This is a genomic window from Paenibacillus dendritiformis, assembly GCF_945605565.1.
Classification (GTDB): Bacteria; Bacillota; Bacilli; order Paenibacillales; family Paenibacillaceae; genus Paenibacillus_B; species Paenibacillus_B dendritiformis_A.
In genome coordinates this window covers 4,602,588-4,615,126 of sequence record NZ_OX216966.1, presented here as the reverse complement: position 1 = coordinate 4,615,126, position 12,539 = coordinate 4,602,588, and the positions used below count along the sequence as shown (strand labels likewise).

The 12,539-nt window shown below is 56.7% G+C and carries 7 protein-coding genes; 6 read left to right on the top strand and 1 reads right to left on the bottom strand.

Annotated features, from left to right (window positions below):
- Window positions 1–33 precede the first annotated feature (33 nt).
- The 6 genes from NNL35_RS20585 to NNL35_RS20560 all read left to right on the top strand — a co-directional run bounded on the left by NNL35_RS20585 (window position 34) and on the right by NNL35_RS20560 (window position 11,592).
- Window positions 34–2,793 carry an S-layer homology domain-containing protein gene (locus tag NNL35_RS20585; protein ID WP_006679884.1) on the top strand — a complete coding sequence of 920 codons (2,760 nt, stop codon included), beginning with the start codon at window positions 34–36 and terminating at the stop codon, window positions 2,791–2,793.
- 80 nt (window positions 2,794–2,873) lie between these two features.
- Window positions 2,874–3,542 (top strand): endonuclease III, encoded by a 669-nt coding sequence (nth, locus tag NNL35_RS20580; protein ID WP_040734459.1) that lies wholly within the window; start codon window positions 2,874–2,876, stop codon window positions 3,540–3,542.
- A gap of 22 nt (window positions 3,543–3,564) precedes the next feature.
- Complete coding sequence (locus NNL35_RS20575; protein ID WP_006679882.1) at window positions 3,565–3,822, top strand: hypothetical protein; 258 nt, start codon at window positions 3,565–3,567, stop codon at window positions 3,820–3,822.
- Between the two features lie 97 nt (window positions 3,823–3,919).
- Complete coding sequence (locus NNL35_RS20570; RefSeq protein WP_254553685.1) at window positions 3,920–7,609, top strand: dynamin family protein; 3,690 nt, start codon at window positions 3,920–3,922, stop codon at window positions 7,607–7,609.
- Between the two features lie 351 nt (window positions 7,610–7,960).
- Window positions 7,961–9,733: an ABC transporter ATP-binding protein gene (locus NNL35_RS20565; RefSeq protein ID WP_006679813.1), complete on the top strand. Its 1,773-nt coding sequence runs from the start codon at window positions 7,961–7,963 to the stop codon at window positions 9,731–9,733.
- Window positions 9,730–11,592: an ABC transporter ATP-binding protein gene (locus tag NNL35_RS20560; protein WP_006679812.1), complete on the top strand. Its 1,863-nt coding sequence runs from the start codon at window positions 9,730–9,732 to the stop codon at window positions 11,590–11,592. Before NNL35_RS20565 ends, NNL35_RS20560 begins: the two co-directional genes overlap by 4 nt.
- A gap of 557 nt (window positions 11,593–12,149) precedes the next feature.
- Here the strand turns inward: NNL35_RS20560 and NNL35_RS20555 are convergent.
- The gene (locus NNL35_RS20555) at window positions 12,150–12,317 is read right to left on the bottom strand and encodes a hypothetical protein (RefSeq protein WP_254553684.1); all 168 of its coding nucleotides are present in this window, start codon (window positions 12,315–12,317) and stop codon (window positions 12,150–12,152) included.
- Window positions 12,318–12,539: the final 222 nt, after the last annotated feature.

The window sequence follows — 12,539 nt, the reverse complement described above, 5'->3', positions numbered from 1 at the left end:
TTTTATGGACTATTTGGGGAAGGGGATTTACATATGCAATCGAATGATACACAACCAAAGCGCAAGTTCCATACACTTGGCAGCGCACTGCTTGCCGTCACGCTGACGCTCACTTCCGCGCCAATGGCAGTCTTGGCGGCAGAGTCCGGACAGACGGCGCAGAATCAGTCTGCGTCCGCGGGAGTAAGCCCGATGTTCAGCGATGTTAATTTGGGATTCTGGGCTGAGAAGCATATACATAAGCTCGCAGCTTTGGATATTTTGAAGGGGAACAACGGCAAATTCCGCCCGAATGATGACGTCACCCAGCAAGAGGCGATTACGATGGCGATCCGCTTCATGGGGCTGCAGGGAGAACTGAACTCTTCCGATTCGGTCGCTCTGCCAGCTGATTTCAAGGTCGGCAACATTTTCAAGCCGTACGTCGTGCTTGCCTTCCAGAAGGGGCTTATCGACAAGAACGAGGAGATGGCAAATCCGGATCCGAAGAACAGCTGGGGCGAGAAGAAGGCGACGCGTGAATGGATTACAAAAATTCTCGTGCGTGCCGTCGGCAAGGAAGAGGATGCCAAGCAGGCGAAGAACAAGCAGACTTCTTTCGCCGATAACAGCAAGATTTCCTCGTCTGCGCTCGGTTATGTCAACACTGCCGTCGATTTGAAGCTGGCAGCCGGCCTGAACGGCAACAAATTCGACCCGCAGGGCAAGGTCACTCGCGCGCAGCTTGCGACCTTTTTCAGCCGCGGGGAGAAGATAGCGGACGTCAAGCGCGAGAATGAGTCGATCGGATATATTATGGCCTTGACAGATAAGGAAATCCGCCTGTACGGGGAGGATGGCCAGGCTTCGACATTCCGTCTCGACGACAAGACGCTGTATTACCAGGCCGATTCGGAGAAAGCGATCAAGGCATCCGATCTGGCGCTGTACACGAAGGTGCGCGTCCTTGGCAGCGGCGGGGCTGGCGCCTTCGTCGAGCTGCTGGACAGCACGCCGCAGGTGGAAACCTCTCAGGCGACGCTGAAATACGCTGTCGGCTCGGAGAATAAGCTGTACGTGAAACGTGACGGCACAGCAGATTTGAGTGAAATTTTCTATGATTCGTCGACAGTACTCAAAGACGCAAACGGCAATTCGATCCAGGCTTCGGAGCTGACGGAGGACAGCGTGCTGGAGATTAAGCGGGAAACCTTCACCTCCGATCGCAAAGTGATCGAGATTCAAGTGAAGTCCGGCCCTGTCAACAAATCGGACAAAGGAACTGTTGTCGCCGTTGACGCGACCAACCGTTCCATTACGATTAAGTCGGAGAGCGGAAGCCAGGATACCTTTACCGTTGCTGAGGACTCGGTTGTGCGCTACAAGGATCAACTGATGAACGGCATCAAAGATTTGAAGCCGGATTCGGCAATCTCCTACGTGGTCAAGAACAGCATCGTGCAGTCGATTGAACTGACGCAGCTGACGGAGATGACGGTGACAGGCCGTCTGTACGAGAAGGGCGCGGCGAAGACGAGCTTGACGATCCGCAAGGAGAATGACAAGCTGGAAGCGAAGATGCTTGCGCCGAACGTGGAAATCATTATGGAAGGCATCAAGGTTCCGACGTTCGACGATCTGGTTGCCGGAGAATTCGGCGATCGGGTGGAGCTGACGTTGAACAGCGATGATCTGGTTACGAAAATTAAAGTGCTCGACCGCAAGCTGGAGACGCTGATCGGGGTCACGGTGATCAACTATGACAAAACGAACAATCTGTTGACCGTAATGGACGCGAACAAAGTTCCTTATGCCTTGAAATTGACCAACGAGACCCGCTTCGAACGCAACGGCGACAGAGTGTATCTTGATGATATGGCAAGCGAACTGCGGGAGGGCAAGAAGAAAGCGAATATTCAGCATACCGCCAATCAAGCGCTGCTGGTCCAATTCGTCAACAAGTTCGAAGGTACGTTCATTTCGGCAAGCAGCACCGCCAAGACGGTGACGATGAAGCTGGAGAACGGCATGTCGGTTACCCTGCCTTACCGGAACACAACATTGAACGTGGAGAGATTCGATAAGGCGAGCGCGACGGTGGCCGATCTCCATAGCGGCGATCATATCGTGGCCTACTTGACGGACGATCAGACGACCATCAACTCTCTGGCGCTGCGATCGATCGAACAGTTCGAGGTTCAAGCCGTTGATACATCACGGAACCGGATCCGTCTCCGCACATCCGGCTCGACCGTCGAAGAATTTTATGCTGGCGGAGCTGCACTTTATGATATTGAACGCAAAACCATCAAACTGGCCGATATCAAACCGAACGAGTACCTCAATGTGGTGATGGACGGCCGCAACTTCGTCGAAGCAAGCAAGGTGCAAGTGACCTTTGGGCGTATCGAATCGATTGACGCCTCTACCGGGGTGATGACGGTTCGTGATAATGATGGCGGCGCGTCGGTGCATCAGCTCGGCAAAAATCCGGTAATTCAAGTGGACGAGTCTTCCACAGGCAGTATAAATGCGCTCAAAACCGGCGATCGGGTCTTTGTCCGCAAGAACGTGGACGGTCTGACCACCGTCAATCTGATTACCGGCACGAAGCGGAGCTTCTGGAGAGTAAGCGGAGATGAGCTGTACGTGAAGCGTTCGCTTGCGGAGAGCAACTATATCTTCAACATGGCGCCAAATGTGTATGTTCATTCCAAAGGCGACAAAATTTCATTGTCCACCATTAAGGAAGACACTGAAATTATGCTCTATATCGTGAAAAACAAGGTTGTTGAAATCGAAAGATTGTCTTAAAATACAATAGGGTTGTATTAGACCGTCTCATTCCTGTTCAGGGATGAGACGGTTTTTACCTAAGGAATGGAGGGAAAGAATTGGCAACCAGTGCACGTGTACGCCGAATATTGGACACGATCGCCAGCATGTATCCGGATGCGCATTGCGAGTTGATCCATTCCAATCCGTTCGAATTGACGATTGCCGTTCTGTTGTCGGCCCAATGCACGGACGAGACCGTCAATAAGGTAACCGCGGACTTGTTCCGGAAGTATAAGCGTCCCGAGGATTATTTGTCGGTGCCGCTGGAGGAACTGCAGGCGGACATCCGGCGCATCGGGCTGTACCGCAACAAGGCAAGCAATATCCAGAAGCTGTGCCGCATGCTGCTCGACAAGTATGACGGTGAGGTGCCCCGGGAACATGCCCAATTAACCGAGCTTCCCGGCGTCGGTCGCAAGACGGCGAATGTCGTCGTCTCCAATGCGTTCGGCGTGCCGGCGATCGCGGTCGATACGCATGTGGAACGGGTAGCCAAGCGCTTGAAGCTGGCCGATGAACAGGACAGCGTGCTGGAAGTGGAGAAGAAGCTGATGCGCAAAGTTCCGCGGGACGAATGGACGCTTACGCATCACCGGCTTATATTTTTTGGACGTTATCATTGCAAAGCGCAGTCGCCCCGGTGCGAGATTTGTCCTCTCATCGATTGCTGCCGCGTGGGAAAAGCACGTATGAAAGCGACCAAACCAAGAAAGACTGGAAAATAAAAGAACGTGAGGAGCGGTCGCGATGAAATGCATTTCTGTCTATACGAATGATTTTGAGCAGTTTTCCGATATCTACGAGGCTATCATTCAGACTCCGCTGCAGGAGGATGAAGAGAAAGAAGTCGAAGGCGTCACGATATACGGAGCCGGCGAGGTGCCTGCGCAATATGTGGATCGCATGCGCCAGAAGCGGGGGGTCGTCGTGATGAAGGTGAAGGATTTGGGCATCACCATTTTGCAGCACGGCGAGCAATTTGAAATTATCCTCCCGGAACAATAAAATATGGTAAACTAGAAACCGAGTCTAAGGCGGATGCACGCCAAGGCTCGGTTTTCATTATATCAGGCCTTATTTTCCTAGACCGGAGGACATGAAGATGCTGGACTTGAATGCAAAGCAAACGGCCGCAGAAACGACAGCAGGAATTAGCTCCATGGAAGCGTGGCTCGAACATACGGCGGATCAATTCCGCGAGACAGGCGATCTCGGCCGGAGCCGGCAAATGCTTGATTTGCTCGGCAAATGGCGGGACGGCACAATTATTTTGGCGTTTTGCGGGCATTTCTCTGCCGGCAAATCGACGGTTATCAATCGGCTGTGCGGAGCGGAGCTGCTGCCGTCCAGTCCCATCCCGACGAGCGCGAACGTGGTCACCGTTCGCTACGGCAAGCGGCGCGCCGAAATCATGCGCAGGGACGGGGAGCAAGCGAGCGTCGTCTCCGTGCCGATTGAACAGCTGGCGGAGGTATGCCGTGACGGGGCGGCCGTGGAACGGGTCTATCTGTACAATGAAGCCGACTGGCTGAAGGAAGGGGCTGCCCTGCTCGATACGCCCGGAGTGGATTCGGCCGATCCGGCCCATCGGGAAGCGACCGAAGCGGCTATGCACTTGGCCGATGTCGTGTTCTATGTTACTGATTACAACCATGTTCAATCCGAATATAATTTTGCGTTCGCGAAGGAAGTGGCCGATGCCGGCAAGCCGCTCATCTGGATCGTGAACCAGATAGACAAGCACCGGGAGCGCGAGATCGCGTTCGACGTCTACCGGGACGACGTGAAGCGGGCGTTGGACGCCTGGCAGCTCAAGCCGGCTGCCATATTCTATGTCAGCTTGAAAGAGCCGGATCATCCGCTTAACGAATGGACAACGCTGGAGCGCTATATGCGCCGCATTGTTGAAGACAAGGAGGCGCTGGTCCGGTTCGGTGTGGAGCGGGCAGCGAGGGAACTGGCCGTCTCCCATATCGCGATGCGCACCGCGCCGATCGAGCAGGCGCGGCAGGCGTGGATGGAAGCGTTGGGCGGGACGGAAGCGGCACAGGCGCTTCGGCAGCGCTGGGAGGCGCAGCAGGCGGCCGTGCGCGCCGCGGAGGCCGAAGCGCAATCCGTGTCTTCTGCCTTCCAGGAGGCGCTGCAGAAGCTGTTGCGGGATGCGAATATTACGCCGGCGGCGACGCGCGACCTGGCCCAGTCGTATTTGGAGGCGCGAATGCCCGGCTTCCGGGTCGGATTGCTCTTCTCCGGCGCGAAGACGGAGCAGGAGCGCGAGCGGCGCCTGGCTACCTTCGCGGATGCTTGGCGGGAAGGAATCCGCGCCAATGTGGAGGTCCATGTGCTGCGCATGATCCGGGAAGCGGCCCGTGCTGCCGGAATGGACGAGGCGAAGGCGGCCGCAGAGATGGAAGCGGCGCTGCCGGCGCTGGATGGCCCGTGGCTGGCGCAAGCGGTTCAGCCTGGGGCAGGGGCCCCTTCGGAGTATACACTCAATTATTGCCGCGCGCTCGGCGACGAGGCGCGATCGCTGATTCGCCGCGCCGTCCTGGCTCAGGCGGAGCCGTACCTGGCTGCGCAGCGTGCCCGGCTGGAGCGGGAGGCCGCTGCGCTGCGGGCGCAGGCTGGCGAGCTGAGCGCCGAGCTGGCGGAAGACGAGCGGCTGGCCGCGCAGGAGCGCGCTATTGCGGAACAGCGCGCTGCTTTGCTCGCCTCGTGGGAGGCCGTCCGTTCCATTGAAGCGGACGACCCGCAGCGCTTGCTGCCGCCAGTGGAGCGGCCTCAGACGCGCCTCATGCCGGCGCAGGACACCGGCGCGGCGGAAGCACCGCCGCCTGCGCTGCGCGGACCGCGGCTGGCCGCAGCGGAAGCGCCGGCGGGCGCACCCGTGCAAGCGGCCGGGGCGCGCCGGCTGCTGCGCGATGCGGCGCAGCGGCTGACGCAGGCCGCGCAGGCGCTGGAGCCGCTGCCGGCGATGCGCCCGCTCGCGCAAGGACTGCGCGACAAGGCCGCGCGGCTTGAGGCGAACCGGTTCACAGTCGCCTTGTTCGGGGCGTTCAGCGCTGGAAAATCGTCGTTCGCCAACGCCCTGATGGGCCAGGACGCGCTCCCGGTCTCGCCGAATCCGACGACCGCCGCCATCAATACGATCGCAGCGCCGACGGAGGAACATCCGCATGGCACGGCGCGCATTACGATGAAGAGCGCGGCCAAGCTGCTCGACGATGTCCGCTTCGCGCTGGAGAGCATGGGCGAGCGCGGGGCCGCCGCTATGGACATGGATGAGGTGCTGAAGGCGCTGGACCGGCATTCGCCGGAGACGCTGCACCCGACCGGGCGTCCGCACTATAGCTTCATCCAGGCGGTCAAGCGGGGATATGACGATGCGCGCCCGCATCTCGGGGCGGCGCTCGATGTCGGCTGGGAGGAATACCGCGCCTACGTCAAGGATGAATGGAAGTCTGCGTTCGTCGAGCGGATCGATCTGCACCTGGACAGCCCGCTGACCCGGGAAGGGTTCGTGCTCGTCGATACGCCGGGCGCAGATTCCATCAATGCCCGCCATACCGGCGTTACCTTCAATTACATGAAAAATGCGGATATGATTCTGTTCGTGACCTATTACAACCACGCCTTCTCCCAGGCGGATCGCCAGTTCTTGACCCAGCTCGGCCGCGTGAAGGACGCCTTCGAGCTGGATAAGATGTTCTTCCTCGTCAACGCCGCGGATCTGGCGGCGTCCGGGGAGGAGCTGGAGGGAGTCGTAAGCTACGTCTCGGATCGGCTGACGGAATTCGGCATCCGCCGTCCGCGCTTGTTCCCGGTATCAAGCTTGCGGGGACTGGAAGCCCGGCTGTCGGGGAATACGGAGGAGTGGCAGGCTTCCGGGCTTGCCGCCTTCGAAGAGCAGTTCCTGCGCTTCGCCTCGGAGGATCTGGCCGGCCTGAGCGCGGAAGTATCCCGCCAGGAGCTGCGGCGGGTGCTGTCGCAGCTCCTGGCGATGTGGGATGCTGCTCATGCGGACGCATCGGAGCGGGCCCGCCAGGCGGAGCACATCAAGCAGGCGGCTGCCGAATGCGAGACGCAGGCCTGCGAATGGCTGCATGCCGGCGAGCGCGCCCGCCTGGAGCAGGAAGCCGACGAGCTGCTGTACCACGTTCGGCAGCGGATGCTGTTCCGGTTCAATGACAGCTTCGCGTACGCGTTCAATCCGGCCTCCCTGCGTCAGGATGAGCGCGGCGGTGACGCCGCGCTGGAGCGGTGCTATCGCGAATGGCTGCGTCTGTTCCGCAAGGAGCTGTCCAATGAGCTGTACGCGACGTCGCTTCGGTTGGAGCAGACAGCCAAGCGAATCGTGCAGGGACAGCGTGCGCGTCTGCTCGAATATTGCGAGCAGCAGCTTCCCGGCTTCGCCTTGGCGGCGGAACCGCTGGAGTCATGGCCAACGCCGGAGGTAGAGGAGCCGGCCGAACCGGCAGACGTGTCGGTCCGTTGGCTGCGCTCCTATTTCCGCAACGCCAAAGCCTTCTTCGAAGGAGGTGGCCGCGAGGCGCTGCGTCAGGCGCTCGAAGAAAAAGCGTCGCAGGCGATTCAATTGACGGTGCGCGCCCATCGCGATGCCTTCGCGGAACATGCCCTGCAGCAGATGGGCCAGACCGTCCAGCTGCTGCGCGGACAATGGGAGGATGCGCTGCGCACCCATGCCGCGCGCCTTGATGAAGCATCGCGGACGGACTATGACGCAGAGCCGCTGCGCGAAGCGATCGAGGCGGTGCGGCGCACGCTGGAATGAGATGAGTTGAACGGCTTTCTATATCAAAAAGGCATCAATTCGAAGATAACGCTTACCACGTATGAACGGGGTAAGCGTTATTGTGTCTATAGCGGCTAGGAACGAAGGAAATCAGATGATTTAAAAGAGATCATCGGATTCGTTCTCTGAATTCTCGAAATAGGAAGTCATAACCGGAATTATGAGCGAATTGCCGTTTTGCCGTTGGATGGGGCCGATGATAAACTGCAATACATCTAATGAGTGCGCGTTCAAAATGTTTGCCTTCCGATTCGTTCCGGTGTGCCGCGTCGGCGGGGACAGATGATTTGAGCAGCCACCACGAAAGACACTTAGGGGAGGAGAAGTCCGATGAACGTCTTCAAACAGCTCGGCTCGTTCTACTGGCCCAAACGAGGCCTGCTGTTCGCATCGGTGCTTTGCTTGATTGTTGCGACGGCGCTCGGATTGGTTTATCCCAATCTGCTGCGCATTCTCATCGACGACGTGATAGCAAAAAAGCGGTTCGAATCGGTGCCTTGGCTGGCAATAACGGTAGTCGTCGTTGTCAGTATCAAAGGCACTTTGCAATTTTTACACGGATTTTTTGGCGGACGCCTGGGAAATCATGTGGCCTATGAAATGAGAGGCGCCTGCTATCGCAAGCTTCAATTTTTATCATTCCGCTATTATGACAAGGCAAGAACGGGCGACCTGATGTCTCGCCTGACCGCCGATTTGGAAGCGATTCGCAACTTCATCGGGTTCGGGTTCGCTCAGATTTTGAACATGGTGCTGATGGTGGTATTCGGCGCGGCGATGATGTTCACGATCGATTGGGGGTTAACGCTAACGACCCTAGTCTCCATTCCGTTGCTCGTATTCGTTGCCTTCCGCTTCGAATCCAAGATTCACCCGGCTTTCCGGGAAATGCGGATTGCCTTCAGCCAATTGACGACAGCGGTTCAGGAGAATATCACCGGGGTGCGTACCGTCAAATCGTTCGCGCGCGAGAGCCATGAAGTCGACAAGTTCTCCGACCGGAACGAAGCGTACAAGGCCAACCAAATCTATGCATCGACCTTGTGGGGACGTTATTTTCCGCTGATGGAAATGCTAGCTTGCTTCTGTATCGTTCTCCTCATCGCGGTTGGGGGAACGAAGGTGATCAACCATTCGATGTCTCTCGGCGAATTGGTATCGTTCTTCAGCATGATCTGGTACATTATCGGGCCAATGTGGGGCGTAGGCTTCCACATCAACAACTATACGCAGTCGAAAGCATCCGGCGAACGGGTTCTGGAACTGCTGGACACGCCGGTTGACGTTGAGAACCGGAAGGATGCGATTGTGCTCGATGACAGCCAGGTCACGGGCCACGTCCAGTTCAATGACGTGACATTCCGCTATGAAGGCGATGTTGACGCCATCCGCAATGTGACGATCGATGCGGAGCCTGGCAAGGTCATCGGCCTGCTCGGTGGAACCGGTTCCGGGAAAACCACGATTATCCAGCTGCTGATGCGTGCCTATGATGTGAAGCAGGGCAGCATTACGTTGGATGGACAGGATATCCGCAATCTGGACATTCAAAGCCTGCGGAGCCAGATGGCGGCCGTCTTCCAGGAGACGTTCCTGTTCTCTTCTTCCATCTATAATAATATCGCCTACGGGCGCGATGACGTGACGATGGAGGATGTCATTCGGGTAGCCAAGCTGTCCAAGGCGCATGACTTCATCATGGAGCTTCCGCTCGGCTACGATACGATTGTCGGGGAACGCGGACTCGGCCTCTCCGGGGGCCAGAAGCAGCGGATCGCGATCGCTCGCGCGCTGCTGAAGGATCCGAAGGTGCTTATTTTGGACGATGCGACCAGCGCGGTAGACATGGAGACCGAGCATGAGATTCAGGCCGGCTTCCAAGAGGTGATGAAGGGGCGCACGGTCTTCATCATTGCGCACCGCATTTCGTCTCTGCGCCACGCGGATGAGATTATCGTCCTCGACAAAGGCGAGGTTACTCAACGCGGCACGCATGACGAGTTGATTCAGGTGCCGGGCACTTATCAGGATATCTATCATATTCAATATGCAGACCAGCTGCAGGGCGCTGCTGCAGGCATGAGAGAGCAGGTGAGAGCATGAGCGCGATGAACGAAGCGGCTGCCGCCGGCCGGAAGGGGCGGGAGGATTCGCAGGATACATCACAGAAGCGATCCCGGTTCGTCTATCAGGATGACGAGATCATCGAGAAGCCGTTCAACTGGGCCCAGATGCGCCGCTTGCTCGTCTATATGAAGCCATACCGCAAGCAGCTGCTGCCGGTGCTCATCATCATGATGGTGCTGGGCACCATTACGAAGCTGGCGATCCCGTTCCTCATCAGCTACGCGATTGACCATGCAATACAGCCGGCGGTCGGGGATCCGTCGACACGGCTGCTCTATATTATCGCCGGAACGGTATTCGGGCTGTACCTGGTGCAGTGGGCGGCCAACGCGTTCCGCATCAAGTTCATGAACGTGATCGGGCAGCGGATCATTTACGATTTGAGGGCCGACCTGTTCAAGCATATTCAGAAGCTGTCCTTTCATTTCTATGACAAGCGTCCGGCGGGTTCCGTCCTCGTACGGATCACCAACGACGTCAACTCGCTGCAGGATCTATTCACGAATGGCGCCGTTAATACGCTCGTTGACTGCTTGCAGCTGCTTGGCATCATTATCATTTTGCTGTTCCTGAACGTGCAGCTGGCGGTCGCCGTCATGATTACGGTCCCAATCATGTTCCTGATCTCGACCAAGCTGCGCAAAAAGATCCGGTTCGCCTGGCAGGATGTGCGCATTAAGCAGTCGCGCATCAACTCCCACTTGAACGAAGCGATTCAAGGCATCCGGGTAACGCAGGCTTACACGCAAGAGCAAGCGAATATGGAATATTTCGATCACATGAACCAGGTCAACAAGAAATCATGGGATCGGGCATCCGCCATGAACCAGACATTCGGCCCGGTCATCGAGATTACGAGTGCTATCGGAGCGTTCATCCTGTTCATGCTCGGTTCGCATCTCGTGCAGACCGAGGCGATTACGGTCGGTATTCTCTTCGCCTTTGCACAGTATATCGGGAACTTCTGGGAGCCGATCAACCGGCTCGGCCAGATGTATTCGCAGATGCTGATCGCGATGGCTTCGTCGGAGCGCATCTTCGAATTCATGGATGAGCGCCCGACCATCGCGGAGAAGGAGCATGCGCGGAAGATGCCGGAAGTGCGTGGCGATGTGAGCTTCGAAAACATTGTGTTCGAATACGAGAAAGGCCGCCCGGCGCTGCGCAACATCTCGCTGTCCGCCAGAGCGGGCGAATCGATTGCTCTCGTCGGCCATACCGGCTCCGGGAAAAGCACGATCATCAGCCTGCTCAGCCGGTTCTACGATCCGACGGAAGGTCGCGTGCTCGTTGACGGTATCGATATCCGGGATGTGACGCTGGAAAGTCTTCGCTCCCAGATCGGCATCGTGCTGCAGGATACGTTCATCTTCTCGGGCACGATTCGCGACAATATCCGCTTCGGACGGCTTGATGCGACGGATGCGGAAGTCGAAGCGGCCGCCAAGGCGGTGTTCGCGCATGACTTCATCGTCAAATTGAAGGACGGGTATGACACCGAGGTGCAGGAGCGGGGCAATCTGCTCTCCATGGGGCAGCGGCAATTGCTCTCGTTCGCTCGGGCGCTGCTGGCGAATCCGCGCATTCTCATTCTGGATGAGGCGACGGCCAGCATCGACACCGAGACCGAGCTGAAGATCCAGGAGGCGCTGAAGACACTGCTGCAGGGCCGGACTTCGTTCATCATTGCTCACAGGCTGTCGACGATTCGCCACTGCGATAACATCATCGTCCTGGATCACGGGGTGATTCAGGAGCAGGGCACCCATCAAGAACTGATGGCGAAGCAAGGAACGTACTACGGCCTTGTCGCCGCCCAATACAAATATATGTAAGTTGAAGAAAGTTGGCTCCATTCGTTCGGAATCAACCTGGACCGCGCAAGCGGGTTGGGGAGGTTCCGCGGATGGAGTTTTTTTGGTGCAAGAAGCTGCTTACAAGCAATCTCCCATCCAGTCAGGTGCAGGTGAAGATGGAAGTGCAGTGCAGTGTACATAGAAAATGAAGGTGGAATAAGTCTGTGCTGAACGTCTTATACATATTCTCCCCATTGCTCAGAATGGTGGGCTCCATACGGCCATTCTCCTGAAAGTCCAGTGTTATTCAGGCTGTTGAGAAAGTAAGTGGGAGTGTTTGGAACCCCATTTTTATGTGGTGAATCTCGTCTCTCCGTAGAAAAATCGACTTAAAACGCTCTGAGCTAAGTTTTGAGTAGAAAAATGGACATCTCCACCCCTTCGTAAAAAACAGGGGTTTCCAACGGCCTGAAAATTGCACAATTTCCCTAGACACATCTATCCGGTAGGCGAAATCCGCAAAACTGCACGATTTCCCTAGACACATCTATCCTGTAGGCGAAATCCGCAAAACTTCACGATTTCTCCAGACACGCCTATTCGGTAAGCGAAATCCTGCACGAATACAGCAATTCGATATGGACGACTTCACCAGAAAGGGAATCCTGCAAAACTGCAGGAATTTCACCCGTTTCGCTTCGACTTGAAGCAAAAGGGCCTAAAATGATGTAGATATGCAGCAATTCCTCGGGATGTGGACTCATTGAGCCTAAATTCCTGTAAAATGGCAGCAATTCCCTCCTCACGTTCAAGTCCCAGGAGGCAACGATGCTTCCAGAAGGCGATGATGCCCCCAGGATCCGACGAGGTCTCTTGGATCCCGTAAATCAGGCCGTCGAGAAAGTCCCACGGGAATTCTTGGCACTTCATTTTTTATGTGGTGGATCTCGTCTCTCCGTAGAAAAACCTGATTAGAAGGGAGAGCG